This is a genomic window from Curtobacterium sp. 'Ferrero' (assembly GCF_002412165.1).
Lineage (GTDB): Bacteria > Actinomycetota > Actinomycetes > Actinomycetales > Microbacteriaceae > Curtobacterium.
Genome location: NZ_NXIA01000017.1, coordinates 12,946 through 39,104, shown reverse-complemented (window position 1 = coordinate 39,104; position 26,159 = coordinate 12,946). Strand labels below are relative to the sequence as shown.

The window sequence follows — 26,159 nt, the reverse complement described above, 5'->3', positions numbered from 1 at the left end:
TCGCCGTTCCTGTGGTCCCGTCACAGGTCAAGCCGGGGGTTTCCCAGCACACGACATGTAAATGATGTCACAGGTTCGAGCGGCGCTCGGTTCCGCGCCCGGATCCGCGCCGGGCGTCCTCTACGCTCGCCCCATGACGACGCAGCCCGAACAGGCGGCCGGTGAACCCTCGACGGCACGGCAACGGGACCTCGTCGCGCTGCTGATCGCGCTGGCGGTGGCGGTGGCGCTCACGCGGATCGCGAGCGCGCTGACGCTGCGGGGTGCGGTGCCGTCACCCGTGGCACAGGTGCTGCTCGGCGACGCTGCGGTGTGGGTCCCGCTCGTGCTCGGGGCCGTGTGGGTGCTCGCCCGGAGTGGTCGGGGAACCCTCGGTCGGTTCCGCGTCGAGCTCGGTGACCTGGTGTTCGCGCTCGGCATCGTGATCGTCGTGCGGGTGTTCGACGTCGTCCTGTCGCTGGCGTTGACGGGCAGCACCGGGCTCGCACCGGTCCCGTCGCTCGGCACCCCGGACGTCGGACTGCTCGTGGTGTCGGCGATCGGCGTCGTGCTCGTCAGCCCCCTGCTCGAGGAGCTGTTCTTCCGCGGCCTGTTCCAGCGGCTCCTGGCCGACGAGCTGACGCCACGGACCCGCTGGCTCGCCGTCCTGCTGACCGCGTTCCTGTTCGCGCTGTCGCACCTGTTCCTCGGGTCCGCGACGACCGCGGTCGGCGGGTTCCAGGTGTTCCTGACGACCTTCGTGCTCGGCGTCCTGACCGGCACGCTCGTCGCGATGACGGACCGGATCGGTGGCGCGGTCGTCGCCCACGTGCTGTTCAACGCGGTGGCCGTTGTCGCGACCTGGCCGCGCTGACGCGGGTCAGCGCACGGCGCGCACCGGCGCTGACGCGGGTCAGCGGACCGCGCGCAGGGCGTCGGCGATGGACCCGACCGCCGCGTCGATCTCGTCCGCCACCCGGCGGTGGGTGTCCTCCGACCGCCGGTACGGGTCGTCGACGTCGTCGTCCGCCGGGTCTGCGGGCGGCGCGACCGCTCCCCGGAGCCGCGCGATCCGCTCGACCAGAGCCGCACCCGAGTCGACGCCGGCGAGGTCGCCCGGCTCGAGCCCGTCGAGCACCCGTGCGAACTGCTTGATCGTGAACGCACGCTTCGTCGCCCGCGGTGCCAGCGACACGACCGCGGCACGGTGCGAACGCTCCGCGGTGAGCACGAGGTCTGCGGACTCGACGATCGGCGCCGTCAGGTACCGCGAACGGTGTGACGACGGGGCGCCGCCGAGCCGCAGCGACTGCTCGGCAGCGGCGCCGTCCATCGGCGCGTCGTCATCGGCGATGGTGCCGGCCGACTCGACCACGAACGCGGGGGCGTCCTGGCCGAGCCGGGCGACGAGCAGTTGCGCGCCGAGCGGCGAACGGCAGATGTTGCCGCTGCAGACGAACAGGACCCGCACGGTCAGACCGACGCGCCGAGCAGGTCGTGCCGGACGACGATCGCGTCACGGCCGGGGCCGACGCCGATCGCGGAGATCCGGGCGCCCGACATCCGCTCCACGGCGAGCACGTAGTCCTGCGCGGTCTGCGGCAGGTCCTCGAACGACCGGGCGCCGGTGATGTCCTCGTTCCAGCCGGGGAACTCCTCGTAGATGGGCTTGGCGTGGTGGAAGTCCGACTGGTTCACGGGGACCTCGTCCACACGCTCGCCGTCGACCTCGTAGGCGACGCACACCGGGATCGTCTCGAGCCCGGTCAGGACGTCGAGCTTGGTGAGCACGAAGTCGGTCACCCCGTTGATGCGTGCCGTGTACCGGGCGATCGGGGCGTCGTACCAGCCACAGCGACGCGGGCGGCCGGTCGTCGTGCCGAACTCGAAGCCGTTCGCGCGGAGGAACTCCCCCGACTCGTCGAACAGCTCGGTCGGGAACGGGCCGGCGCCGACGCGAGTGGTGTACGCCTTGACGATGCCGATGATGCGCTCGAGCTTGCCCGGGCCGATGCCGGAACCGGTCGCGGCGCCGCCGGCGGTCGCGGACGACGAGGTGACGAACGGGTAGGTCCCGTGGTCGACGTCGAGCATGGTGGCCTGACCCGCCTCGAACAGGACGGTGTCGCCCCGCTCGAGCGCCCGGTGGATCTCGAGCGCGGTGTCGGCGACCATCGGGCGGAGCCGGTCGGCGAAGGACAGCAGCGACTCCACGACCTCGTCCGCGTCGATCGCGCGGCGGTTGAAGACCTTGACGAGCAGGTGGTTCTTCTGGTCGAGGGCCGCATCGACCTTCTGCCGCAGGATGTTCTCGTCGAAGATGTCCTGGATGCGGATGCCGACGCGGTTGATCTTGTCGGCGTAGGTCGGGCCGATGCCGCGACCGGTCGTGCCGATCTGGCGCTTGCCGAGGAAGCGCTCCGTCACCTTGTCGATGGTGCGGTGGTAGTGCGTGATGACGTGGGCGTTCGCCGACACGAGCAGCCGCGACACGTCGACGCCGCGTGCCTTGAGCGCGTCGAGCTCCTGGAACAGGACCTCGAGGTCGACGACCACGCCGTTGCCGATGATCGGCGTGACGCCGGGCGTGAGGATGCCGGACGGCAGCAGGTGCAGCGCGTACTTCTCGCCGCCGACGACGACCGTGTGGCCCGCGTTGTTGCCGCCGTTGAACTTGACGACGTAGTCGATGCGGGACCCGAGGAGGTCGGTGGCCTTCCCCTTGCCCTCGTCGCCCCACTGGGCGCCGATGATCACTGCTGCGGGCATCTGGTTCTCCTCACGTTGGCGGAGGACCGCACGCGACCCGTCCGGTCGGTGGTCCACCCGAGTCTATCGGCTGGCCACCTGCACGCCACCGTCCGGACGGCTCCTGTGTGGATGACGCCGTGCGCGGAGCACGCTGTGGAGGACGACTCACGCAACGAGAGGAACCACCATGAGCGACCCCCTGGACGACCCGACCCGCGCGCAGGACGTCGAGCAGGCCGAGGAGCTGACCGACGGCGGCATCGGCTCCGTCGAGCACGCGCCGTCCGACGTCATGCCCGACACCGACCGCGCCCGCGAGGCGGCGGACGAGCGTCCGGACGCCTGACGAACCGCGGCTGCAGCCGCGGCTGCTCGGCCTCGCGAGCCCACCGACAGCATGACGGGAGGCACGGTGCCAGCTGGCACCGTGCCTCCCGTTCGTTGCTCGGTCGCGCCCGATCGCGGCCGCCTTCGCAGCATCAGCTGCGGAAGAAGTCCGCGTACACCGGGTCGCCGACCGGCTGGCTGTGGCCCGGCTCGCGGAGCCGTTCCTCGACCATGGCCTGGATCACGTCGGGCGGCGTGAGACCGCGTCGACGCCACTCCATCGGGTTCGCCCGGAGCTGCCGGATGTCGCTCTGCGTTCGCATGCGATCACCTTTCCACGAAACAACTAGTTTGTCTAACTACCTGTCCCATCGGCGCACTCCGGGCGACCCGTCGAGCTAGCGGGCGACCTTCGCGGTCGGCTTCGAGGTCGCCGAACCGTCCTGGTAGCCCTTGGCGCTCGCGACGACCTTCACGGTCAGGCGCCCGCCGCGGTCCGAGGTGCCGAGCTTGTACGAGGAGCCCGTCGCCTTCGGGATCGCGCGGCCGTCGCGGTACCACTGGTAGCGGTAGGTCACGCCCGTGCCGTTCCACTTGCCGTGGTTCGCCTTGAGCTTCTGCCCGACCTTGGCCTTGCCGCTGATGGAGACGCCGCTGCCCTTGACCAGCGACAGGTGCGGCGGGGCGATCGCGGCCGTGACGCTCTGCGCCTGGCTGCCCACCGCGTTGTCGAGGTGGAGCAGCAGGGCGCGGGCGCTCGCCACGCCGGTGCCGCGGGTGACCTGGAGCGAGCCCTGGTCGGCGAACAGCACGCCGCCCTGGCCGCCCTGCGCGAAGGTCAGCTGCGGCTTGGCGAGGTTGAACCGCACCGTGGAGGTCTGGTCGACGACCGAGGAGCCCGTGGTGGCGGCCCCCGGTGCGTACACCGACTCCGTGACGACCCGGTAGCTGATCGTCTTGCCTGCCGCACCGATGGCCGACGCCGTGACCGGCAGCACCTTGACGGCGCTGTCGAACGTGTTGACGTCCTGACCGGGCGCCCCGCCGTTCAGCGGGTAGGCGTCGACGACGGGGTCCTTGCCCTTCGCGGGGTTCAGGTTGACCGTGGTCGCGAACGTGGCGTCCACCGCGGAGGACTTCGCGTCGTAGACCACGTAGTCGTCCTTGCCGTCGCCGTTCACGTCGATGTACACCTCGACGTTGGTCACGGCACCGGGGTTGGCGTCCGGACCGTTCGTCTGCACACCGAACGCGAGCGTGTCGGAAGCCTTGTCGTAGCTGACGCCCCAGGCGCGGAGGTCCGCGGCCCGCAGCGACTGCTCCGCCGAACCGGCGGGGAACTGCTCGGCCCCGTCGGTGCCGCCGAGCACGAAGGGCGCGACCGCGGCGTGGTAGCCGGTGGTCAGCCCGCCCTGGTCGAGCGTGCGTCCGACCAGCTTGAGGTCGGCCGTGCGGCCCTTCGTGGAGACGACCTTGTTGCCCTTGACGGAGCTGACCGGCTTCGGAGCCACGTAGGCGCCGACGCGGAGCGGGTCCAGGCTCTTGTCGGTCGGCGTGAAGGTGACGACACCGCTGGCGGCGGCGACGAACTCACGCTGGTAACCCTGCTGGACGGATTCCTGGGTGGGGTCGATCACGCGGCGGAGCTTCGTCGGGTCGGTGACCTGGAAGGTCAGGCCGACGATGGCGCTCCGGTTCGCCGCGACGGTGAGCCGCTTCGTGCTGAGCGAGAGCGTGACGCCCGGCTGCGACACCTGCGGCTGGTAGGCCACGTCGTAGGTGTGCGCGACGGAGTCCGTGTTCTTGATCAGGAGCGAGCGCTTCTCGGTGGTCCTGCCGGACACCTCGACGACGCCGAACGAGGCCGTCACGAGCTGCCCGTTCTCGACGCTGCGCACCGTGGTGTCGGCGTTCACCGCCTGGAGCGCGTCGACGCGGCCGGTGCCCTGGCGGAGCAGGGTCGCGGTGGTGCCACCCTGCTTGACGTCGTGCGTCGCGGTGTTCATGAGCGCTGCCTTGACGTCGGGCGCCGACCAGGTCGGGTGCGACTCGAAGGTGAGCGCCGCGATGCCCGCCACGTCCGGGGTGGCCATCGAGGTGCCGCTCATCGACATGCGTCCGTCGCCGGTGCCGTTGGCGGCCGAGATGACGTTGACGCCCGGGCCGGCGATGTCCGGCTTGACGACGTCACCGAACGAGCCGTGCACGCCCCGGCTGGTGAACGACGCGAGCGTGTTCACGGCCTCCGGGTCGGTGGCCAGCTGGAAGCCCTTGAGTTCGTCCGCGAAGCGCACGTGCAGGGTCCCCGCCTTCGCGGCGGCCTGGAGGCCCGTGACGCTGTCCTCGGTCAGCTCGGCTCCCGGGATGGTCGCGTTGCCGGCGATGCCGGAGCTGAAGGTGTTGAGCGTGCCGGCGAGCAGCACGCCGACACCGCCGGCTGCCTGCACGTTGTCGAAGCGGGTCTTCGAGCCGCACTCGAGTGCGCCGTCGGTCCACTTCAGCCACGCGACCTTGCCCTTGATCGCCGCGGCGTCCGCACCCGTGAACGGCGTGCAGCCGTCGACGTCCGTGGTCGGCACGGCGACGTCGCCCTCGACGGGCAGCGTGCCCGTGAAGTCCTGCGAGTACTGCGCACGCCAGGTCTTCGCGACCGAGCTCGGCGCGGTCGCCTGGACGCCGTCGTACAGCGACTGGCCGGTGGCGCTCGCGGCCACGGTCAGCGCACCCTCGGCGTTGCCCGGCGAGCCACCGATGTCGGTGAAGTCGTCGGCGTTGCCGGAGGCGATGACGGGCAGGACGCCACGGGCGGTGAGCGCGTCGATCTTGGCGTTGTCGGGGTCGTCCGACGCACCGTAGTCGGAGCCGAGCGACAGGTTCAGGACGTTGATGTCCTTGCCCTCGGTGAGCGCCTTGCCGACCCAGTCGAGCGCGGCACCGGTCAGGTCGGTCGAGCCGCCCCCGTCGCCGAACACCTTGAGCGCGTAGAGTCCGGCCTGGGGCGCGGTGCCCGGGCCGACCCACATGTCCTGCACCTGCTGCGTCGTGAGCTTGGTGTAGTCGCCGCGGAAGGTCTGCTTGTCCGCGGTCAGGCCGTAGCCCGCGACCGTGCCGGACACGTGCGTGCCGTGGTCGCCGCCCTTGCCGTCGATGGGGTTGTCGTCCGGCGCGGGGACCGGCTGGTAGGCGTCGCTCGACGGGTCCGCGTTGTACGTCGGACCGGCGAAGTCGTAGCCGCCGAGGAACTTCTGCGGGTCGTACGAGCCCGCGGCTGGAGCGGCCGTCGACGCGAGCGCGGCCTGGTAGGCGGCCGCGGTGCCCGGACCGCCGAAGTCGGCCTGCGTGTAGTCGAGTCCGGTGTCGAGGACCGCGACGTTGACGCCCTTGCCGGTGTGGCCGGTCTGCGTCCAGGCGTTGAGCGCTCGGGTGTAGACGTCGCTCGCGGCGTTCTTCGGGGCGACGCCGTCGGCTCCGGCCTTCGCGGCGCTCGGGTCCACGCCGGAGGGCGCGGCCGACGCGTCGGCGTTGACGGTCGGGTCGGCGATCTTCTTCGGCGTGAGCGGGATGATGCTCTCGACGTCCGAGCGCTTCGCGATCTCCTGCAGCGCGGCGACGTCGGCGACGACCGCGACACCGGGCACGGTGTACTCGGTCGCGTACAGCTCCGTGGAACGGGAGTCGGCGCGCTTGACCGCTGCCCGGACGGCCGCGGTGGTGGACCGGATCGCCTGCACCCGCTGCCGAGCCTGGGCGGACGGGGCCTTCGAGCGGGCCAGGTCGCCGCCCTTGGCCTTCGCGTCGACCTCGAGCGCGCCCGCGCCGGTGGTCCGCACGAACGCCGACACCGTCGTGGTGGGCTTCGCGTCACGCAGGGGCTGCGCCAGCTTGAGCCCCGGGATCGACGTGCCGGTGACGGGTGCCGCGTTCGCTGCGCCGCCGACGGCGAGTCCGCCGCACGCGATCGCCGCGGCGGCGAGGCCTGCGGTGAGCACGCGCGCGAGGCGGTGCGGTCTCGGGGTGCCGTCCCGCGAGGGGTTCGGCGGTGTTGCACGGTTCTGAGGGCGCACTCCTGGCTCCGTCCGTGGTTGTGATGGGATTCCTGTGAAGTTATGTGCGATCTCCAAGGTCGCCTAGTCCGCTCTTCGGGGGACACCCCCGTTCACGGGTATTGCGAACCATAACTTGCACAGTGGTGTGCACGTTATTACGATGGTGCGCGTGACCGCCACCGACCACCCGCAGCGCGCGCTCCGCCGCGACGCCACCGAGAACCGCGCAGCCCTGCTCGACGCCGCGCGCCGGGAACTCCAGCGGGACCCGGACGCCGGGCTCGAGACCATCGCCGCCGCCGCCGGGCTCTCCCGCCGTGCGGTCTACGGACACTTCCCGTCGCGGGACGACCTGGTGCGCGAGGTCGTCACCGCCGGTGCCGCCCGGGTCGCGGCCACGATGCCCGCCGCGCACGACCTGGCCGACCTGCCGCCCGCCGCACGCATCGCGGCGATCGCGGTGGCGCTCTGGAGCGAGGTCTCGCACGTCCGGTCGATGGCCAGGGTCGCGGTCCGCAGCCCGTTCAGCGAGTCGGTCGCCGCGGTGTTCGCGCCGCTCCGTGCCCAGGTGCGCGAGGCGTGCGCGCTCGGGATCGCCGACGGCAGCATGCGCGGCGACGTCGACGCCGGCACCCTCGGGCGGCTGGTGGAGGGCGCCTGCATCGTGGTCCTCGACGAGGCGGTCCGTTCCGGCACGAGCGACGAGGACGGCCGCCGCATGGTCGTGCTCTCCGCGCTCGGCATCGCCGGGATCGACTGGCGCACCGCACTGCTGTCCGAACCGAGCCCGGCGAGCGCCGGCGTCCCCGAGGAGCACCGCGCATGACCACCCTCGAGCTCGACCACGTCGGCATCGGCGACGAACCGGGTGCGGCACTGCCGACCGTGTCCGCGGTCGCCGGCCCCGGCCGACCGGGCGTCGTCGCCGTCGAGACCGAGCAGGCACCCGTGCTCGCCTCGCTCGTCGCCGGCGGCCGGATGCGTCCCGACCGCGGTCGCGTGCACGTCGACGGACACGAGGACCCGGCAGCGGTGCGCCGCGCGTTCGCCCTGGTGGACACCCCCGGCGTCGCCGAGCCGTTCCCGGTGATGACCGTCCGACGGATCGTCCGCGAGGAGCTCGCCTACGCCGGCCGTCGCCCCTCCCGCGACCACGTCGACACGGTCCTCGAGTCGCTCGGCACCATCCACTACGCGGACACGCACGTGCAGCGGGTCCCCACCGAGGTCCGGGTCCGCCTGCTCGCCGAGCTCGCGCTGCTCCGCGAGGGCGTCACGGGTCTCGTGATCACGTCCCCGGAGCGGCACGGCGGCGCGGTCGAGGACTGGTTCGCCGTGGTGCGTGACCTCGCGGTCCGCGGCGTGACCGTCCTGCTCGTCACGTCGAAGGCGGCCGCGCAGACCGCCGCGACCCTCCTCGACACCATCCCCGCGCCCGCCGAGGCGCCCACGACCACCACCACCGACGGCCCCGACGACGCGACCGCCCCCTCCACCGCAACCGCGATCGACGGAGACGACCCGCGCCTCCAGGAAGCGTCCTGACGTGACCACCACCTCGCTCGTCCGCGCGGAACTCGCGCGCCTCACCGCCACGCCCCTCGCCCGTCTGGCGTTCATCGCCCTGATGTGCGTCCCGCTCCTGTACGGCGGCGCCTACCTCTGGGCCAACCGCGACCCGTACGCCAACCTCGACCAGGTGCCCGCCGCGATCGTCGACCAGGACGCCGGCGCGACGCTCGACGGCGACCGGGTCGACTACGGCAAGGACGTCGCGAAGGAGGCGATCGACGGCGGCGACTTCCGGTGGACCGAGACCACCGCAGCCGACGCGCGCTCCGGCGTCCGGAACGGCACCTACGACTTCGTGGTGACGATCCCCCACGACTTCTCGGCAGCGCTCGTCTCGGCGCAGACCGACGACCCCGAGCGGGCGAAGCTCACGCTGACGACCGCCGACACGAACTCGTACCTCGCGTCGACCATCGCCGAACAGGCCGGCAAGACCATGCGGACCGCCGTGGCCGAGCGGGTCGGCAAACAGGCGGCGAAGACGTTGCTCGTCGGGCTCGCCGACGTGCGCGACAGCCTCGGCGACGCCGTCGACGGTGCGGGGCAGCTCGCGTCCGGAGCGACGAGCGCGAGGGACGGGGCCGACCGGCTCGCGGACGGCACGGGGCAGCTCTCGTCGGGGGCTTCGGAGCTCGCCGCCGGCACGGCGGACCTGCCGTCGCAGACGCAGCAGCTCGACAGCGGCGCACAGCAGGTCGCGGCGGGGGCGTCGAAGCTGGCGTCCGGTCTGTCGGACGCCCAGCAGCAGACGGCCGCGCTGCCGTCGCAGACGCAGCAGCTCAACACGGGCGCGCAGCAGCTGCAGAGCGGGCTGCACCAGCTCCGGGACGCGAGTGCCGCCCTGCCGTCCGGCACGGCGGCCCTGTCGGAGGGCGCGGGCACGCTCGCGTCGAAGAGCGGGGAACTCGCCGACGCGTCGACGCCGTTCTTCGAGGGTGTCGAGCAGCTCGCCGAGCAGTCCCCGCAGCTCGTGTCGTCGCTGAAGCCGGTCGTGGCGACCTCCACCGTCCTGACCGCGGAACAGAAGACCCGACTCCTCGCCTCGCTCGACGCGCTGCAGACGAGCACGACGACGCTGGGGACGAACGCCTCGACCGTGTCCAGCGGGGTCCAGGGCATCGCTTCCGGCTCCGCGAAGCTCGCCGCCGGCGCAGCCGACCTCGCGGCGAAGGCCCCGGCCCTGACCTCGGGGATCCAGCAGGCGTCCGACGGGTCGGACGCACTCGCGGCGGGGACGTCGACGCTCGCGGCGAAGGCTCCGGAGCTGTCGTCGGGCATCGCCTCGGCTGCGGACGGCGCGTCCACGCTGTCCGACGGAGCGTCACAGGTCGCGGCGGGGACGTCCAAGCTCGCGGCGGCCGCCCCGACCCTGTCGAACGGCGCGTCCCAGCTCGCGACCGGTGCTGCCTCTGCCGACGACGGTGCGAAGTCCCTCGCGTCCGGTCTGACGAAGCTCGAGAGCGGGTCGACGGAACTGGCGGACAAGCTCGACCAGGGCCGCACGAAGATCCCGGCGTCCACCGCCTCCTCGCGCGAGGACCAGGCGTCCGTGATCTCGGACCCCGTGCAGGTCGAGGACGACAACGTGGCGTCGGCGGGCAACTACGGCGCCGGCCTCGCCCCGTTCTTCATCTCGCTCGCGGCGTGGATCGGCATGTACGCGCTGTTCCTCATCCTCAAGCCGATCTCGAAGCGCGCGATCACCGCGGTCCGGAAGCCGCTCCGCGTCGTGCTCGGCGGCTGGCTCACGCCCGTGCTGCTCGGGGTCGTGCAGATGGTGGCGCTGTTCCTCATCGTCCGGTTCGCCCTCGACCTGAACGTCGTGCAGGCCGGCCCGACCATCGGGGTCATGGTGCTCGCGTCGGCGACGTTCGCGGCGATCATCATGGCGCTCAACGTGCTGCTCGGGTCGGTGGGACAGTTCCTCGGCCTGGTGCTCATGCTCGTCCAGCTCGTCACCGCCGGCGGAACCTTCCCGTGGCAGACGCTGCCGGGGCCGTTGGCCGCGCTGCACTTCGCCCTGCCGATGACCTACTCCGTCGACGCGATCCGGCAGACGATGTACGGCGGGTCAGCGGCGACGGCGTGGTCGGACGCCGGTGTGCTGCTGTGCTGGCTGCTCGGCGCCCTGCTCGTGTCGTACCTCGTCACCGCGCGGCAGACCCGGAGCCGGACGCTGCGGGACCTGCGCCCGAGCCTGATCGGGTAGCGGGAGCGGGCGCCGCACGGCTCCCGCCCGCCCCCGCGCGCCCACCCCGCCGCACGCCCGCGCGCGTCACACCGCGCCGCCGCACACCCACCCCCGCGTACCGTCACGCGCATGGCGACGCTGCTGATCACCGGGGCTGCCGGACGGATCGGGACCGCACTGCGACCCCGGCTGCTGGCGGCCGGACACGACCTCGTCCTGCTCGACGACCGCACCCCGGACCCGCCGGTCGGGGACCGCGAGCGGTACGTCGCGGGGCGCGTCGACGACCGCACCGTCCTCGAGGCCGCCCTGCCGAACGTCGACACCGTCGTGCACCTCGCGGGCATCCCGACCGAGGACACCTGGGACGCGCTGGTCGCCACGAACCTGACCGGCACGAAGGAGGTGCTCGAGGCTGCCGCGGCGAACGACGTGCACCGTGTGCTGCTGGCGAGCTCGATCCACGCCGTCGGCCGAGTGCCGGAGCATGACGCGCCGTCGAGCGTCCCGGGCGACCGAGTCCCCCGACCCGACACCTACTACGGGGTGACGAAGGCCGCGATGGAGCTCCTCGGCAGCCTGTTCGCCGACCGGTTCGACATGTCGGTCGTCTCCGCCCGCATCGGGGCGTTCGGCGAACGCCCGACGTCCCGACGGGCGCTGCTCATGTGGACCTCGCCCGACGACCTCGCACGCCTCGTCGCGGCGACGGTCGCGCTGACGCAGCCGGGCCACCACGTGGTCTGGGCGGTGTCCCGGAACACGGGCTCCCCCGCCGACCTCACCGCGGGCGAGGCGATCGACTTCCGGCCGGTCGACGACGCCCTCCACGCGCTCGACGCCGACGAGCGCGACGCCCTGCCGGAGGAGGACATGCGGTTCCTCGGCGGCGGGATGGCCGACCTGCCGCTCGGTCGCCGGACGAACTGAGCGCACGACCGGAGCCGGCTGGCGGAGCCGCGCCGGGCCTCCCGTCCGAGCCGCCACCCCGTCCCGTCCGAGCCGCCGGCCCTCCCGTCCGACCCACCGGGCCGACGGGCACCGTCGGCGGCCACCGGTAGGATCGTCGGGGACACAGGAGGTCGATGCCGATCATGGGCGACCGGACGCCGGGCGCCGGCGCCAAGCCGGCGACCATCTACGACGTGGCCGCTCGCGCCGGTGTGTCGAAGTCGCTCGTGTCGCTCGTGCTCCAGCGGTCGCCGCGCGTCAGCGAGCAGCGCCGGGCCGCGGTCCTCGCCGCCATCCAGGATCTCGACTACCGCCCCTCGACCGCGGCCGTCGCCCTCGCCGGCACCCGCTCCCGCACCGTCGGCGTCGTGCTCGACGACTTCCGGAACCAGTGGTTCGTCGACCTGCTCACCGGCCTCCGCGAGTCGCTGCAGGGGCAGGGGCACCGGCTCGTGGTCGCAGACCGCTTCCTGAACACCGGGCTCGACGCATCGCCGGTCGAGGGGTTCCTCTCGATGCGGGTGGAGGGCATCGTCATCGCCGGCGAGCCCGACGCCGACGTCGCGGTCCCGGCCTCGATGCCGCTCGTCGTCGCGGGCGGACGCGCGACCGTGCCCCGCGCGGACACGGTCGCGAACGACGACCGCACCGGCGGCGCGATCGCCGCCGACCACCTGCTCGGACTCGGCCACACGCGCATCGGCTTCGTCGGGGCGGGCTCGGCCGCGTCCGTCGAGCGGCGCACCGGCCTGGAGGCACGGATCGCCGCCGTCGCGGCCGGTCGCGTCGACGGGTCGGCCGGTTCCGGCAGCCTCGCTGCCGTGCCCACCGTGGTCGCTTCGGTGGTGCCGGGCGACCCGACCGAGGACACCGGTGTGCGCGCGCTCGGAGCACTCCTCGACGCCCACCCGGACGTCACCGCCGTGTTCGCCGCGAACGACGTCATGGCACTCGGGGCGATGTCCGCACTCGCCGAGCGGGGGCTCCGGGTGCCGGAGGACGTGTCCGTGATCGGCTACGACGACACCCCCGTCGCCGCCACCCGCTACGTGGGGCTGACGAGCATCGACGACCGGAGCGTGGAGATCGGTCGCGGGGCCGGCGAGCGGCTGTTGGCGCGCATCGCCGATCCGGGGGCGCCGGCGCGCGAGATCCTGGTCGAACCCCGACTGGTCGCACGCCGCACGACCGCTCCGCGCTGAGGACATGGGCCGGGTCGGACGCCGACATCGGCTCGGCCGCGGCCCGGGCGGGCGGCACCCAGGCGCTGCTCGCGTCGTGCGCGCGCCCCGTGAGTCCCGCGCGCGTCCGGCGCCCGTCCTGCGCGGGCCCTGCGCACGTCCTGCGCGGGCCCTGCGCACGTCCTGCGCGCGGCGGGCGGGACGGTGCCGGAGCGCCGCCCGCCCACCATGGCGTCAGCGGTCGTCCGGGCGTCCGTCCTCGGTCTGCGCCACCGCGACGTCGAGCCGTGGGTCGAGCGCCGGGTCGGGTGAGACGTCACCGGTCCGGACGGGCGGGTCCGGCTCGAGGGCGACGTCCGGTCGCGACTGCGCCCGGTCGCGGTCCGGGCGCAGACGCTGCTTGATCACGTGCCACGGCCGACCGAGCCCGGTGTGGATGCCGCGCTCCGCGGGGGCGTCGACCTCGAGGCCGTAGTACTCCCCCACACGCTCGAGCAGGAGGGCCCGTTCGGCGCGGTCGTACGCCCGACGTTCCCGGGTGAACGCGATCACGGTCGACCAACAGGTCAGCAGCAGCACGATGCTGAACGGCAACGCGGTCGTGATCGCCGCGGTCTTCAGGGCGTTCAGACCCCCGGTGAGCAGCAGGGCCACGGCGAGCAGCGCGGACACACCGGCGAAGAACACGCGCAGCCAGTTCTTCGGCTCGATGTCGCCGCCGGAAGCGATCATCGCCATCACGAGCGAGCCCGAGTCGGACGACGTCACGAAGAACACGCCGATGAGCAGGATCGCGCCGAACGTCAGCACGACACCGGCGGGCAGGCCACCGAGGAGCGTGAAGAGCGAGCTCTCGACGTTCACCGACCCGTCGGAGCCGACGAGTCCGCCCTGGCCGTCCATCTGCCGGTGGATCGCCGATCCGCCGAGCACGGCGAACCAGAGCATGGTCAGCGCGGTCGGGACGAGCAGCACGCCGAAGACGAACTGGCGGACGGTGCGGCCCTTCGAGATGCGGGCGATGAAGATCCCCACGAACGGCGCCCACGACATCCACCAGCCCCAGTAGAACGTCGTCCACGCGGCCTGCCAGGCCTCGCCCGCGGCACCCTGCTGTGCGCTGACGTTGAACGAGAGTCCGACGAGGTTCTGCAGGTAGGCGCCGATCGACTGCACGAAGTCGCGCAGCAGGTACTGCGTCGGGCCGACGATCAGGATGAAGAGGAGCAGCGCGGCGGCGAGGATGAGGTTGAAGTTCGACAGGATCTTCATGCCCTTCGTCACGCCGGTGACGAGGGAGACGATGGTGAGCGCGGTGATGACGGCGATGATCGCGATCTCGCTCACGGTACTGGCCTTGGCGATGCCCGCGCTCTCGAGGCCGGCGCTGATCTGGATGACGCCGAGCCCGAGCGAGGTCGCGACGCCGAACAGCGTGCCGATGAGCGCTATGACGTCGATGACGTTGCCCCACCCGGTCTTCACGCGGGCGCCGAGGAGCGGTTCGAGCGCCCAGCGGATCGACACCGGACGGCCCCGGCGGTGGATCGCGTACGCCAGTGCGAGCCCGAGGACGACGTAGATCGCCCACGCGTGCAGACCCCAGTGCAGGAACGTCTGGGTCATGGCCTGCTGTGCGAGCGACTGCTCGTCCCCGGTGACGCCGGGCCGCGGGGAGACGAAGTGGCTGAGCGGCTCCGAGACGCCGTAGAACACCAGGCCGATGCCCATGCCGGCCGCGAACAGCAGGGCGAACCAGGAGCCGGTCGAGAACTCCGGGTCGTCCTCGTCCCTGCCGAGCTTGATGTCGCCGAACTTGCTGAACCCGACGAAGAGCGAGAACGCCACGAAGAACGCGGCGATGAGCACGTAGTACCAGCTGAAGTTGCGCACGATCGCACCCTGCAGGGCGTCGAACGCCGACTCGGCCGACGAGGGCGCGATGAGCGTCCAGGCGACGAAGCCGAGCACGATCACGGCGGCCGGCCAGAACACCCAGGTCTTGAGCTTCGGGGTGGTCCGGACGGGCGTGCCGAGCGGTTCACCGTCCGCGGTCACGGGAGCGGGTTGGTCTGTCGTTGCCATGTCATCCATGGTGCCTGCCTCGGGAGTGTGTGTCCGCTCACAGGAAGTAGCGGAGCCAGATGTACGGGAAGCAGAGCCCGACGGTGACCGCGGTCACGACCAGGCCGTACTTGGTGAACTGCCAGAACGACACCGCGTGCCCGTTCCGCTTGGCGATGCCCGTCATGACGACGTTCGCGCTCGCGCCGACCGCGGTCAGGTTGCCGCCGAGGTCGGCGCCGAGCGCCAGGGCCCACCAGAGCGGGTGGGCGGCGGCGCCGCCGGACTGCACGATGTCGGCGGTCAGCGGCGCCATGGTCGCGACGAACGGGATGTTGTCGACGATGCCGGAGAACACCGCGGAGCCGAACAGCAGGATCCCGCTGGCGGCGAAGTAGTGGTCGCCCACGGCGCCCTTCGCCGCCTGGCCGATGGCCTCGATGACGCCGATGTTCACGAGCGATCCGACCATCACGAACAGGCCGGCGAAGAACAGCAGCGTCTCCCACTCGACGTCGCCGAACACGCGCTTCGGCTCGAGCCGGGCCAGCAGCACGAGCAGCCCGGCACCGAGCAGCGCCACGATGGCCGGCTCGAGCCCGGTGAACGTCGAGGTGACGAACCCGACGAGCACGAGCCCGACCACGACGAGCGACTTCACGAGCAGCTTCGGGTCGCGGATCGCCTCGCGCTCGTCGAGGGCCATCACCCGCTCGGCACGGTCCGCGTCGTACGCGAACGTGGACCGGAACAGGATGCGGCACAGGCCCACGAGCACGGCGACGAGGACCACGATGATCGGTGCGAGCTCGACGATGAAGTCGTTGAAGCCGAGGTCGCCGCGGCTCGCGATGATGAGGTTCGGCGGGTCGCCGATGAGCGTGGCCGTGCCGCCGATGTTCGACGCGAACACCTCGGCGAGCAGGTACGGCACCGGCGACTTCCCCAGCCGCTGGGCGACGAGCAGGGACACCGGCGCGATCAGGAGGATCGTCGTCACGTTGTCGAGGAACGCCGACAGCACCGCGGTGATCACGATGAGCATCACCATGATCCGGAACGGCCGGCCCTTGGCGATCTTGGCGGCCCAGATGGCCAGGTACTCGAAGAGCCCGGTCTGGCGGAGGATCCCGACGATGATCATCATGCCGAGGAGCAGGAAGACAACGTTCCAGTCGATGCCGGTCTCCTGCGAGAAGAACACGGCGGCGTCGTCGGTGGCGCCGATGAGCACCATGAGCGCGGCCCCGCCGAGCGCCACGAGGACGCGCGGGAGCTTCTCGGTCGCGATGAAGACGTACGCGACGACGAAGACCGCGATCGCGAGGACGACCTGGACCGTCACTCGGACGCCCCGTCCTCGTCGGTCGCCTGCGCGCCCGACGTCCCGCGCCGCTCGGCTGCGTCCCAACGCGCGACGACGGCGTCCAGGAGACCCGGCAGCGTGACGAAGAGCGGCTCGTCGCTCGACGGGTCCTCCACCAGCGCGACCTGCGTCCGGGCGTCGACCATGCGGGCGGCGATCTCGACCGGTCCGGCGTCGTCGGGCACGACGAGCACCGACCGGACCGTCACGCCGGAGTCGTCGACGAGGTCGCCGATGGTGCGGCCCTCGAGCGCCTGGCGGAGGTCCTCGAGCCCCACGTCGCCGACCGTGTTGGTGAGGGAGAGGTCGTCGAGCAGGTAGTTGGGCAGCATGAAGCGCACCACGTCGACGCTCGAGACGACGGACGAGGGGTGGCCGTCCTGCTCGGCGACGACCAGGCCGACCAGGTCCTGGTCGGCGATCAGGCGGATCGCGTCGAGCGCCGGGGTGGACCGGTCGACGACGGGGAGGGTGGTCGTGATGTCGGAGGCGTGCACGGGTGCTCCTGCTCAGAAGTCGCGGGCGGACGAGTTCGGGCCGTCGGGGGCGATGCGACCGAGGTGGACGCGTCGCGAGAGCCGGATGACCGGTCGGATCAGGAGCTGCACGCTCCCGACCAGGAAGAACCAGGTGCCGACGGTGCTGGTCGCCTCCGAGAAGAACAGGATGCTGCCGACCACGAACCACAGGGCCACCATCACGTCGTTGACGATGCTGATCGTCTCGTACAGCCCGCGGATCCGGAGTTCGTCCGGGCCGAGCCGGATGGTCGTGTCGTGCTGTCGATCGTTCACCTGTGCATCCAACCAGGAGACGGTTGTGCGCGTACAACCTTCCGCGGTCGGAGACGGGCTCACTGCGCCGGTTCCGCCGACTGCGGGATCGGCAGCGTCACCGGCACGTCCGGGTCGTCCTCACGGGCCGCTCGGATCATCGAGTTCGCCGTCGCCGCGATCGGGACCGCGAAGAACCCGCCGGCGATCCCGCCGACCGTCGTGCCGGTGATCACGGCCAGCAGCACGCCGAGGGGGTGCACGGCGACGACCGACCCGGTGAGGAAGGGGTGCAGCACCTGCCCCTCGAGCTGCTGGACCAGCACCACCACACCGAGCATCACGAGTGCGACCACCCACCCCTTGAACAGGAGCGCGAGCAGGACCGCGAACGCCCCGGCGACGAACGCGCCGACCACGGGGACGAACGCACCCACGAAGACGATGACGCCGATCGGACCGGCGAGCGGCACGCCCAGGATCAGCGCGCCGAGGGCGATGCCGATGCCGTCCGTCGCCGCGATCACGACCTGCACGCGGATGAAGTGCGTCAGGGTCGCCCAGCCGGCCTCACCCGCGACGCCGAGGCGGTGCTGCGCCGCGCGGGGGAACAGCGACACCACCCACTCCCACATCCGGCGGCCACCGGTCAGGGCGAAGATCGTGACGAACGTGATGATGAACAGCCCCTCGCCCAGGTGGACGAGGGTGGCACCGGCGACGGCCACGCCGCGCTGGAGTTCGTCGGCGTGCTGCTCGACGTACGTCTCGACGTCGGTCGACACGGTGTCGAGGTCGACCGACGGCAGGCCGAACGGCGGGTGCCGGAGCAGGTCCTGCACGCTGCCGACGAGGTCGACCGTGCGGCGTTCCAGTTCCGGGAGCTGGTCGCTGACGCGCCAGACGACGAGGAACACCAGCAGGGCGAGGACGAGCACCAGGCCGAGCAGCACCGCGGGGATCGCAAGCCACTTGGGCACCCCGTGCGACTGCAGGAAGGAGCTGGCCGGGACGAGCAGGGCGGCGACCACGACCCCGATGAGCAGCGGCACCACCACGTTGGCGAGCGAGAACGCCACCCACCCGACGACCGCCACGGCGGCGGCGATCACGAGCAGCCTCGTCGCGTAGACGGCGCCGGTGCGCAGGGCGGAGGGCTTGGCAGCGGTCACGGTCGTCTCGTCTCGTCTCGCGTCGTCGGGCTGATCGCGGCGTCCGCGGCCGGTCGCCAGGTCCGTTGGACCCGGTCCATCCAGGTCACGACGACGGTGTGCGGTGTCGTCAAGGCCGCGATCAGCGCAAGGTACACCCCGAGGTCTGCGTGGCGGACCAGGACGGCGAGCGCGACGAGCATGGCGACGGCGATCGCGGTGATCGGCCACGCCTGTCGTGCGAAGCGGAGGAAGGGCGCGAGCAGACGCCCGCGCTCGAGTTCGGCAGCGGCGTCCGGGTCGGTCAGCTCCAGCCGGAGGATGTGCCGGACGGCGTGCCAGAGCGTGAAGTAGAGCCCGACGGCGAGCACCGGCGGCACGAGGACGAAGAACGCGACGAGCACGAGGTCCTCCGACGCCTGCCGACGGACCGGACCACCACCGCGTCGGACGGCGACCAGGTGGAGGACGACGAGCGCGAGCACGACCACACCGGCGACGATGCGGACCGGCACCGGGACGCCGACGGGCCCGGCGCCGCCACCGCCACCGCCGGCGATCGACGCGATGGTCCCCGACACGACGGCCGTCGCCGCCCCCGGCTGCGCGACGAACGGCAGGACCATCGGCAACGCGCCACGGACGGCGACGGTCAGGCACGCGCCCCGCGGTCGGTCGGCGCCGTCGCCGAGGAGCCGGTCGACGAACAGGTCGCCCTGTCCCCAGTGGAACCAGGTGATGCCGACGAACACGGCGAACCCGGCGAGCGGCGACACCGTCCAGAGCAGCGCCGTCGCCGCGCCGACCACTAAGTAGAGCACGACGACGACGGTCACCGACCGCGCGACCCCGGTCCCCGACCGCAGGCGAGCCGGCACGAGGTGGTCGAGCGCACCGTGCGGCAGGCCGAACACGAGCACACTCACCGCGAAGGGGACGAGCTGCAGCACCATCGGGACCTGCCCGCCGGACACGAGCACGAGCGCGCAGCCGACGGTCACCACGGCGAGCGTCACGGTCACCGGCGTGAGCACCCGGCCCGTCAGCCGGGCCCGCAGGGCCGGTGGAGCCGCGGCGGGGGCGGCGACCGGGGACCGGCCGACCACGGCGGTCACCGTCGGGCGTCCCGACGCGGACGACGCTCGAGGACGGTCGCGGCGAGCGCGGCGAGGAACGGCGGCTTCGGCAGCGCGAGCACGATCCGGAGGTCGTCGAGGGGCGTCGACCGCTCGGTCAGGAACCGCACGACGAGCGGACCGGGCATCGCCACCAGGCGTCGGAACACCTCGGGGGCGTCGCCCGGCCGGTCGCGGAGGAAACGGAGGAACACGGCGTCGAGGAACCGGGTCCGTGCTCGGTCGCGGTGGGGCGGCACCGGCGTCCCGTCGGCGAGGTGCCGGGCGACGGTCTCGCTGTGCCGGTTGGTCCGTGCGAACCCGTACCCGCTGCTCGGTCGCGTGGTCCCCGCGACGGCGTCGAGGGTCGGGGCGACGCCGGGCCCGCCGCGACCGCCGGCGCCGGGCCGGTCGGCGGGTCGGGCCAGGCGTCCGACGAGGTCACCGGCCGGGGCGTCGGTCATCGGGATGCAGCCGGCCTCCTCCTCGGTCACCTCCCACGCGTCGTCGGCGAGCTGCCAGCGGTCGCCGACGTACGCGCGGATCGCCGCGCGGTGGTCGAAGGGGTCGGCCGCGTCCGCCGTGAAGAGCGTGCTCTCGACGAGGGCCCGGGTCGACGTGACCGGGAGCACGTAGACGAACCGCACGTGCCGGGCGCGGCGGGCGTCGTCCCCGTCGGCGAAGTCCATCAGGGTGACCGTGCTCGTGTCGAAGACCGGGCGGTCGGTCTCGATCCACTGCCCGACGAAGCGCTGGTGGAGGAGCACCCGTCCCGGTGCGACGTGCTCCGGACACCGCGGGCCGGTGGCGTCGAGCACCGAACGGGACCGAACTGTGTCCGCACCCGCGTGCACGGTCGACGTCGTGCCGGAGCGGTCGACCCGGCTCACGACGGCGCCGCGGACCAGCCGGACGGCGCCGCGGGTCCGCCGTTCGACGGCTGCCCACCGGTCGGCGGCCCGCACCAGCACGTACGGGTGGTGCGGATCGGAGCCGATGGCGGTCCCTCGGTCGGTCCGGACCTCCCAGCGGTCCCAGCTGGCCGACCGCGCCTCGGGGACGGGGTCCGACCCGTCGTCCCAGGAGCACCACGACCGCGGGTCGGCCGAGGACCGCCCCTCGAGCAGCACGACGTCCAGGTCCGGGCGGGTCGCGGCGAGCCGCACGGCGGTGGCGAGTCCGGCGCACCCGCCCCCGATGATCGCGACGTCCGCGGTGACATCCGGGGCGGTGGTGTCGGTCCGGTCAGTGACGCGCACGGTGCTCGCCGTCGCCGGCGGGGACGGAGGCGGCGGACCCGGCGAGCGATCGAGGCGCGGGCAGGACGCCGTCGGAGAGCTTCTCCGACGAGACCCAGAGCGACTCGGGCAGGGTGTCCAGCCCGGCGCGGACGTCCTCGGCCGAGCGGAGCTTGGCGACCTTGTGGATCATGGCGCCGAACCCGACCTTCGCGACGATGTCGGCGGCGGAGAGCACGACCTGCATCCACGTGATGATCGCGCCGCCGTGGCCCCAGCCCTGCAGGCCGAAGATCACCGGGTACGCCATCCAGGTGACGATGAGCAGGATGCCGGCGTTCCGGAGCGTGGCCGCTGCCTCGGTGCCGCGGAGGTCACGCCCGGCCTTGACGACGACGTAGATGACGAGGAAGTACAGGATCACCATGAAGACGCCCGAGATGATGCCCCAGGTCCAGAGGGCACCCGTGTTCGTGCCGGAGTCGATGACGACGCCGCCGATGAACCCGGTGCTGATCATCAGGAACGCGGCGGCGATCCCCACCGCCCGGAGTCGCCGTGCAGCGGCACCGGCGAGGGTGGCGACCGCGAGGAGCTCGACGACGAGCAGCGGCACCGTGACGGTCCAGTCGAAGTACCGCGGCGCCCACGACAGGATCGCGTTGGCGTTCGGCACCCACGAGTCGCCCTTGCGGTCGTAGCCGAGCGCGAACTCGAGCACGAGGAGCACGTAGGACAGGAAGGCGATGCCGGTGATGCACATCCCCGCGTAGACGCCGTTCCGGTAGCGGCCCGTCACCTCGTTCGTCGAGACCCACGACTTGACGAAGAAGGCGAACAGGGCGAGTCCGGCGACGGACAGGGCGTAGACGATGACCGAGTGTTCGGCCAGGGTGAGCGTGGCGTTCCACGGCGCGAGCGAGTCGAGCATGGACTGGTCCTTTCGTGACGGTCCGGGACGCAGGTCGCGCCCCAGGTGAGGAACTTGCACTGATGCAAATGTCGGTGTTCCCAGCCATCGCTGCGAACCGGGGTACATGACCCTCCGTAGCGTTGACGTCACCGACGGAACCCGCGCCGTCGACCGGTCGTGTCACCCCCAGGGGTGGTCCTGAGAGGAGTCAGATGTCCCGACGCATCCGGGTCGCGCTCGTGAACGACTACGAACTGGTCCTGCGCGGCCTCGCGCACATGCTCGCCCCGTTCGCCGACCAGATCGAGGTCGTGCAGCTCGACGCCCGACACCGCGTCGACGTCGACGTCGACGTCGCGCTCTACGACACCTTCGCCCAGCCGGAACCGGACGACGCCGACGTCTCACGGCTGACGGCGAACGCCCGCATCCACACCGTGGCGGTGTTCACCTGGAAGATGGACCGCGACCTGATCGAGGCCGCGGTCCGGCGCGGAGCGACCGGGTACTTCCCGAAGAGCATGTCCGGCGAGGAGCTCGCGACCGCCCTCGTCCGCGTCGCCGCGGGAGAGCGCGTGCTCGGGGCGCCGCGCCGCCGTGTCCCGAGCGGACCGGGCGTCGACTGGCCCGGTCGGACCCACGGCGTGTCCGACCGCCAGTCCGAGATCCTCGCGCTCATCACCCAGGGCAAGCGCAACGCCGAGATCGCCGAACTCACGCACCTCAGCCCGAACACCGTGAAGACCCACATCCGGGCGCTCTACAGCAAGATCGGTGCCGAGAACCGGGTCGACGCCGTCCTCTGGGGGACGAAGCACGGGTTCCGGCCGGACCACCGCGGCATCGACCGGCTGCCGACGTAGGCCGCCGGGCACGACCGACCTCGTGCCCGGAGCACCCACCGAGTAGCTTGGTCCCCGCCGCGCCCACCACGCGGTGGCCCCCCGTCGACGACCGACCCCGGGCCGGGCGGATCGGGAGCAGGACGGGCGATGGACGACGGAGGACTCGGTCCCGCACGGGCCGCACTCGTGGCAGCGCTGGACGTCGTGGACGCCGCGCCCGCCGAGCGGTTCGAACGGATCGTCCGGATCGCGCGGGAGGTCTTCACGGTCCCGCTCGCCTACGTGAACGTCCTCGACGACGACACCCTGCACACCCTCACGCCGAACGTCCCCGACGAGATCGTCTCCGGCCCCCTCGGCTGGTCCTTCTGCCAACTCACGATCCGGCACCCCGAACCGACGATCGTCCCCGACACCACCGCAGACCCGAGGACGGCGGACCTCCCGGGCGTGACCCGGCGCGGCATCCGCTTCTACGCAGGGGTCCCGCTCGTCATGCCCGGCGGCCTGCCGGTCGGGACGCTCTGCCTGATGGACGTCGAACCGCGGAGCTTCTCGCTCGAGGACGAAGCCGCCCTCATCGACTTCGGCCGGTGGGCGGAACGGGCACTCGGCCAGGGGCTGCAGCGCGACCGGCTCCGCGACGTCGTCGGTGCGCTCACCCCGGCGCCGCTCGACACCCACGGGTTCTGCGTCGCCGGCACCTCCGTCCCCTACGGCGACACCAGCGGGGACCTGCACGACTGGTCCCGAACGGACGATCACCTCGTCGTGACCCTCGCGGACGTGATGGGCAAGGAGCAACCGGCCGCCATCCTCGCCGCCGGCATCCGGGCCGCACTCCGCCAGCACCGGCACCTCGCCCCCGCCGATGCGCTGGCGGTCGCCGAGCCCGCGCTCGCCGAGGACCTCACGGCCGCGAGCGCCTTCGCGACCCTGTTCCACGCCCGCGTCGACGTGGCGTCCGGTGCGGTCGAGGCCGTCGACGCCGGCCACGGGCTCGTCGTCCTCGTGCACGCCGACGGAGGGCACGACCTCCTGCGCTCGCACGACCTGCCGCTCGGACTGCACCCGTCGGGTGCGCCCCGGTCGGTGACGCGGTTCACGCTGGCCCCCGGGGACGCGCTGATCCTCGCGAGCGACGGCGCGCTCGACCTCGGCGACGGCACCATCGACGCCCTGACCGACCTCGCTCACACCCTCCGACGGGTCGGTGACCCGGCGCGGTTCCTCGAGGCGGTGCGGCTCCGCGCAGCGGAGCGCGCGGAGGACGACGTGACCGTCGTGGTCCTCACCCGCGCCGGTGCGGGCGGCGAGGACCGACGGACGGGAGGCGCGGGGCAGGACCGTCCCGCGCCTCCCGGCTGACGGGTGGTCGGCCCCACCGCCGCCGGCCGCGTCAGCTCGGACGCGCGTGCTGCACGACCCAGCTGTGCATGACGATCGCCGCGGCGGCGGAGGCGTTGATGCTCCTGGTCGAGCCGTACTGGGTGATCTCGAGGTGCGCGTCCGCGCCCGCGACCGCCTCGTCGGTCAGCCCGGGCCCCTCCTGCCCGAACAGGAACACGCACCGCTCGGGCACGGCCGCGGTCTCGATGCGCTGCGCGCCCGCCGTGTTGTCGATCGCGACGACCGGCCGCCCCTCGGCACGCATGGCCTCCAGGAACGCCGTGACGTCGGGGTGGTGGCGCACGTGCTGGTACCGGTCGGTCACCATCGCGCCGCGCTTGTTCCAGCGCCGACGACCGATGATGTGCACCGTGCCGGCGAGGAACGCGTTCGCGCTGCGGACGATCGAGCCGATGTTCAGGTCGTGCTGCCAGTTCTCGATCGCGACGTCGAACGCGTGCCGCCGGGTGTCGAGGTCGGCGACGATCGCGTCCATGCTCCAGTACCGGTAGCGGTCGACGACGTTGCGGGTGTCACCGTTCGCGAGCAGCTCCGGGTCGAGACGCGGGTCGTCCGGCCACGGTTCCGGGTGCGGTCCGACGCCGTGGGTCGTCGCCTCGTGGGTCGGCGGTGGCGGTGCGTCGGTCACGGTCCCAGGGTAGAGCGCCGGACACGCGCCTCGATGCCGGCGAGCAGCACGTCGATGCCGAGGGCGAAGCGGTCGTCGTAGGAGTGCTCGCCGAGGACCTCCCCCACGAGCGCGTGCCGTTCCGGACGACCGGCCTCGGACGTCCCGCGCCCGACGAGCACGCCGACGTGCCCGACCACGTAGTCGTAGACGACGAAGAACGCGTACATCGCCTCCCGGTCGGGCAGCCCCGCCTCACGGAGGGCGTCCACCACCCGGCGCACCACCGCGTCGGACTCCGACGACGCCAGGGGCGCGTGCTGGCTGTGCGACTCGAGCACGAGCGGGTGCGTGGTCATGAGGTCACGGAAGGTGCACGCGAAGACCCGGACGACCTCTCGCCAGTCGGACGGCCAGACGAACGTGGAGGCGAACTCGTCGACGGTGCGGCGGACGAGTTCGGCGTGGAGGTCGTCGAGGCCGCCGATGGTCCGGTGCACGGTCATGGGGGCGACGCCGAGCGCTGCGCCGAGGCTCCGGAACGACAGGCGCTCGAGGCCCTCCTCGTTGGCGATCCGCGTCGCGGCGTCGACGACCTGCTCGCGCGAGAGCACCTTCGGACGCCCGCGGCGGCGCTGCGGTGCCGGCGCTCCGGGGTCGGTCGTGGCAGCGGCGGGGTCGACGAGCACGGTGGGACTCCTTCTCCGGGTACGCGTACCGAAACCCTAGCGTGGAACCCGACCGACGTTCGGTGTCCGGCCCTCCGCCGAGGTCCGGGCAACCTCCCCGCACTAGGGTGTGGCCATGGCGAACCGCAGTGAGGTCGAGTGCTGGCTGACGGACATGGACGGCGTGCTCGTCCACGAGAACCAGGCGCTCCCGGGTGCTCCGGAGCTCATCCAGCAGTGGCTCGATGAGGGCACCGAGTTCCTCGTCCTGACGAACAACTCGATCTTCACGCCGCGAGACCTGAGCGCCCGCCTGCGCTGGTCCGGGCTCGAGGTCCCCGAGGAGCGCATCTGGACCAGCGCCCTGGCGACCGCCGACTTCTGCCGGTCCCAGATGCCGGGCGGGTCGGCGTTCGTGATCGGTGAGGCCGGCATGACCACCGCACTGCACGAGGCCGGCTTCATCATGACGGAGACCGCCCCGGACTACGTCGTCGTCGGTGAGACCCGCAACTACTCCTTCGAGGCGATCACCAAGGCCGTCCGGCTCATCCGCGACGGCGCCCGCTTCATCGTCACGAACCCCGACGCGACCGGCCCCTCCGCCGAGGGTGTGCTCCCCGCGACCGGAGCGATCGCCGCGATGATCGAGAAGGCCACCGGCAAGCAGCCGTACGTGGTCGGCAAGCCGAACCCGATGATGTTCCGGTCCGCGATGAACCGGATCGGCGCGCACTCGGAGAACACCGGCATGATCGGGGACCGGATGGACACCGACGTGCAGGCGGGCATCGAGGCGGGGCTGCACACCGTGCTCGTGATGACGGGCATCAGCGACCAGGCGGAGATCGAGAAGTACCCGTTCCGGCCGAGCGAGGTCATCTCCGGCGTGCACGAGCTCGTGCGCACCGAGCCCTTCGAGGTGGAGATCTAGGCGCGCTGCCGCTCGCGCTGCTCACGCGCTGGTCGCGCGTGCTGCTCGCGCGGTGGTCGCGCGTGCTGCCCGCGTTC

General features: G+C 72.2%; 24 protein-coding genes. 10 read left to right on the top strand and 14 right to left on the bottom strand.

Features of this window, described 5'->3' with window-relative positions:
• The first annotated feature begins 133 nt into the window (after nt 1-133).
• Nucleotides 134-853 carry a CPBP family intramembrane glutamic endopeptidase gene (locus Csp2054_RS13915; RefSeq protein WP_176491717.1) on the top strand — a complete coding sequence of 240 codons (720 nt, stop codon included), beginning with the start codon at nt 134-136 and terminating at the stop codon, nt 851-853.
• Between the two features lie 39 nt (nt 854-892).
• Here Csp2054_RS13915 and Csp2054_RS13910 read toward each other — a convergent pair whose 3' ends face one another.
• On the bottom strand, nt 893-1,450 hold the full coding sequence (locus Csp2054_RS13910) for a low molecular weight phosphatase family protein (RefSeq protein ID WP_176491716.1): 558 nt from the start codon (nt 1,448-1,450) through the stop codon (nt 893-895).
• 2 nt (nt 1,451-1,452) lie between these two features.
• Nucleotides 1,453-2,748: an adenylosuccinate synthase gene (locus Csp2054_RS13905; protein WP_096900090.1), complete on the bottom strand. Its 1,296-nt coding sequence runs from the start codon at nt 2,746-2,748 to the stop codon at nt 1,453-1,455.
• A 169-nt stretch (nt 2,749-2,917) separates the two neighbouring features.
• On the opposite strand from Csp2054_RS13905, the gene Csp2054_RS18215 reads away from it, so the two are divergent.
• On the top strand, nt 2,918-3,076 hold the full coding sequence (locus tag Csp2054_RS18215) for a hypothetical protein (protein ID WP_176491715.1): 159 nt from the start codon (nt 2,918-2,920) through the stop codon (nt 3,074-3,076).
• Between the two features lie 133 nt (nt 3,077-3,209).
• Here the strand turns inward: Csp2054_RS18215 and Csp2054_RS18210 are convergent, their stop codons facing one another.
• Nucleotides 3,210-3,380 carry a hypothetical protein gene (locus Csp2054_RS18210; protein WP_176491714.1) on the bottom strand — a complete coding sequence of 57 codons (171 nt, stop codon included), beginning with the start codon at nt 3,378-3,380 and terminating at the stop codon, nt 3,210-3,212.
• Nucleotides 3,381-3,455: 75 nt separating this feature from the next.
• Nucleotides 3,456-7,046, bottom strand: a complete 3,591-nt coding sequence (locus tag Csp2054_RS18205; RefSeq protein ID WP_176491713.1) for a S8 family peptidase — start codon at nt 7,044-7,046, stop codon at nt 3,456-3,458.
• A 226-nt stretch (nt 7,047-7,272) separates the two neighbouring features.
• On the opposite strand from Csp2054_RS18205, the gene Csp2054_RS13895 reads away from it, so the two are divergent.
• From Csp2054_RS13895 to Csp2054_RS13875, 5 genes are all read left to right on the top strand, one after another.
• Entirely contained in the window at nt 7,273-7,929 is a 657-nt protein-coding gene (locus Csp2054_RS13895) for a TetR/AcrR family transcriptional regulator (protein WP_096900089.1), read from the top strand.
• The gene (locus tag Csp2054_RS13890) at nt 7,926-8,648 is read left to right on the top strand and encodes a hypothetical protein (protein WP_096900055.1); all 723 of its coding nucleotides are present in this window, start codon (nt 7,926-7,928) and stop codon (nt 8,646-8,648) included. Before Csp2054_RS13895 ends, Csp2054_RS13890 begins: the two co-directional genes overlap by 4 nt.
• A gap of 1 nt (nt 8,649) precedes the next feature.
• Complete coding sequence (locus Csp2054_RS13885; RefSeq protein WP_096900054.1) at nt 8,650-10,884, top strand: YhgE/Pip domain-containing protein; 2,235 nt, start codon at nt 8,650-8,652, stop codon at nt 10,882-10,884.
• A gap of 111 nt (nt 10,885-10,995) precedes the next feature.
• The gene (locus Csp2054_RS13880; protein WP_096900053.1) at nt 10,996-11,796 is read left to right on the top strand and encodes an NAD-dependent epimerase/dehydratase family protein; all 801 of its coding nucleotides are present in this window, start codon (nt 10,996-10,998) and stop codon (nt 11,794-11,796) included.
• A gap of 155 nt (nt 11,797-11,951) precedes the next feature.
• Nucleotides 11,952-13,019 carry a LacI family DNA-binding transcriptional regulator gene (locus Csp2054_RS13875; RefSeq protein WP_096900052.1) on the top strand — a complete coding sequence of 356 codons (1,068 nt, stop codon included), beginning with the start codon at nt 11,952-11,954 and terminating at the stop codon, nt 13,017-13,019.
• 213 nt (nt 13,020-13,232) lie between these two features.
• Here Csp2054_RS13875 and Csp2054_RS13870 read toward each other — a convergent pair whose 3' ends face one another.
• The 8 genes from Csp2054_RS13870 to Csp2054_RS13835 are packed head-to-tail and all read right to left on the bottom strand — an operon-like array spanning nt 13,233 to nt 21,636.
• Nucleotides 13,233-15,083 carry a BCCT family transporter gene (locus Csp2054_RS13870; RefSeq protein WP_096900051.1) on the bottom strand — a complete coding sequence of 617 codons (1,851 nt, stop codon included), beginning with the start codon at nt 15,081-15,083 and terminating at the stop codon, nt 13,233-13,235.
• A 37-nt stretch (nt 15,084-15,120) separates the two neighbouring features.
• Nucleotides 15,121-16,407: an SLC13 family permease gene (locus tag Csp2054_RS13865; RefSeq protein WP_096900050.1), complete on the bottom strand. Its 1,287-nt coding sequence runs from the start codon at nt 16,405-16,407 to the stop codon at nt 15,121-15,123.
• On the bottom strand, nt 16,404-16,925 hold the full coding sequence (locus Csp2054_RS13860; RefSeq protein ID WP_096900049.1) for a CBS domain-containing protein: 522 nt from the start codon (nt 16,923-16,925) through the stop codon (nt 16,404-16,406). The genes Csp2054_RS13865 and Csp2054_RS13860 overlap by 4 nt, the downstream gene beginning before the upstream one ends.
• A gap of 12 nt (nt 16,926-16,937) precedes the next feature.
• Entirely contained in the window at nt 16,938-17,222 is a 285-nt protein-coding gene (locus tag Csp2054_RS13855; RefSeq protein WP_096900048.1) for a YrhK family protein, read from the bottom strand.
• Nucleotides 17,223-17,281: 59 nt separating this feature from the next.
• Complete coding sequence (locus tag Csp2054_RS13850) at nt 17,282-18,373, bottom strand: AI-2E family transporter (RefSeq protein ID WP_176491712.1); 1,092 nt, start codon at nt 18,371-18,373, stop codon at nt 17,282-17,284.
• Nucleotides 18,370-19,458 carry a Brp/Blh family beta-carotene 15,15'-dioxygenase gene (locus Csp2054_RS13845; protein ID WP_141399272.1) on the bottom strand — a complete coding sequence of 363 codons (1,089 nt, stop codon included), beginning with the start codon at nt 19,456-19,458 and terminating at the stop codon, nt 18,370-18,372. Before Csp2054_RS13845 ends, Csp2054_RS13850 begins: the two co-directional genes overlap by 4 nt.
• Before the next feature lie 5 nt (nt 19,459-19,463).
• On the bottom strand, nt 19,464-20,726 hold the full coding sequence (locus Csp2054_RS13840; RefSeq protein WP_096900045.1) for a lycopene cyclase family protein: 1,263 nt from the start codon (nt 20,724-20,726) through the stop codon (nt 19,464-19,466).
• A complete protein-coding gene (locus Csp2054_RS13835; RefSeq protein WP_176491711.1) occupies nt 20,713-21,636 on the bottom strand; it encodes a bacteriorhodopsin in 924 nt (307 codons plus the stop codon). The genes Csp2054_RS13840 and Csp2054_RS13835 overlap by 14 nt, the downstream gene beginning before the upstream one ends.
• 194 nt (nt 21,637-21,830) lie before the next feature.
• Here Csp2054_RS13835 and Csp2054_RS13830 point away from each other — a divergent pair, with 194 nt between their 5' ends.
• Together Csp2054_RS13830 and Csp2054_RS13825 are read left to right on the top strand one after the other, a co-directional pair.
• Nucleotides 21,831-22,481: a response regulator transcription factor gene (locus tag Csp2054_RS13830; protein ID WP_096900043.1), complete on the top strand. Its 651-nt coding sequence runs from the start codon at nt 21,831-21,833 to the stop codon at nt 22,479-22,481.
• A 129-nt stretch (nt 22,482-22,610) separates the two neighbouring features.
• Complete coding sequence (locus Csp2054_RS13825) at nt 22,611-23,831, top strand: PP2C family protein-serine/threonine phosphatase (protein ID WP_096900042.1); 1,221 nt, start codon at nt 22,611-22,613, stop codon at nt 23,829-23,831.
• 31 nt (nt 23,832-23,862) lie between these two features.
• Here the strand turns inward: Csp2054_RS13825 and Csp2054_RS13820 are convergent, their stop codons facing one another.
• Together Csp2054_RS13820 and Csp2054_RS13815 are read right to left on the bottom strand one after the other, a co-directional pair.
• Complete coding sequence (locus Csp2054_RS13820) at nt 23,863-24,501, bottom strand: TrmH family RNA methyltransferase (protein WP_096900041.1); 639 nt, start codon at nt 24,499-24,501, stop codon at nt 23,863-23,865.
• Nucleotides 24,498-25,169, bottom strand: coding sequence for a TetR/AcrR family transcriptional regulator (locus tag Csp2054_RS13815; protein WP_096900040.1), 672 nt, complete (start codon nt 25,167-25,169; stop codon nt 24,498-24,500). Before Csp2054_RS13815 ends, Csp2054_RS13820 begins: the two co-directional genes overlap by 4 nt.
• 115 nt (nt 25,170-25,284) lie before the next feature.
• Here Csp2054_RS13815 and Csp2054_RS13810 point away from each other — a divergent pair, with 115 nt between their 5' ends.
• Nucleotides 25,285-26,082 carry an HAD-IIA family hydrolase gene (locus Csp2054_RS13810; protein ID WP_096900039.1) on the top strand — a complete coding sequence of 266 codons (798 nt, stop codon included), beginning with the start codon at nt 25,285-25,287 and terminating at the stop codon, nt 26,080-26,082.
• Nucleotides 26,083-26,159 lie beyond the last annotated feature (77 nt).

Excerpts from the sequence above, each read along its gene's own strand:
- Csp2054_RS13915 (WP_176491717.1), top strand. The coding sequence starts at position 134 with ATGACGACGCAGCCCGAACAGGCGGCCGGTGAACCCTCGACGGCACGG.
- Csp2054_RS13905 (WP_096900090.1), bottom strand. The coding sequence starts at position 2,748 with ATGCCCGCAGCAGTGATCATCGGCGCCCAGTGGGGCGACGAGGGCAAG.
- Csp2054_RS18215 (WP_176491715.1), top strand. The coding sequence starts at position 2,918 with ATGAGCGACCCCCTGGACGACCCGACCCGCGCGCAGGACGTCGAGCAG.
- Csp2054_RS18210 (WP_176491714.1), bottom strand. The coding sequence starts at position 3,380 with ATGCGAACGCAGAGCGACATCCGGCAGCTCCGGGCGAACCCGATGGAG.
- Csp2054_RS13890 (WP_096900055.1), top strand. The coding sequence starts at position 7,926 with ATGACCACCCTCGAGCTCGACCACGTCGGCATCGGCGACGAACCGGGT.
- Csp2054_RS13880 (WP_096900053.1), top strand. The coding sequence starts at position 10,996 with ATGGCGACGCTGCTGATCACCGGGGCTGCCGGACGGATCGGGACCGCA.
- Csp2054_RS13875 (WP_096900052.1), top strand. The coding sequence starts at position 11,952 with ATGCCGATCATGGGCGACCGGACGCCGGGCGCCGGCGCCAAGCCGGCG.
- Csp2054_RS13870 (WP_096900051.1), bottom strand. The coding sequence starts at position 15,083 with ATGGCAACGACAGACCAACCCGCTCCCGTGACCGCGGACGGTGAACCG.
- Csp2054_RS13835 (WP_176491711.1), bottom strand. The coding sequence starts at position 21,636 with ATGCTCGACTCGCTCGCGCCGTGGAACGCCACGCTCACCCTGGCCGAA.
- Csp2054_RS13830 (WP_096900043.1), top strand. The coding sequence starts at position 21,831 with ATGTCCCGACGCATCCGGGTCGCGCTCGTGAACGACTACGAACTGGTC.
- Csp2054_RS13825 (WP_096900042.1), top strand. The coding sequence starts at position 22,611 with ATGGACGACGGAGGACTCGGTCCCGCACGGGCCGCACTCGTGGCAGCG.
- Csp2054_RS13810 (WP_096900039.1), top strand. The coding sequence starts at position 25,285 with ATGGCGAACCGCAGTGAGGTCGAGTGCTGGCTGACGGACATGGACGGC.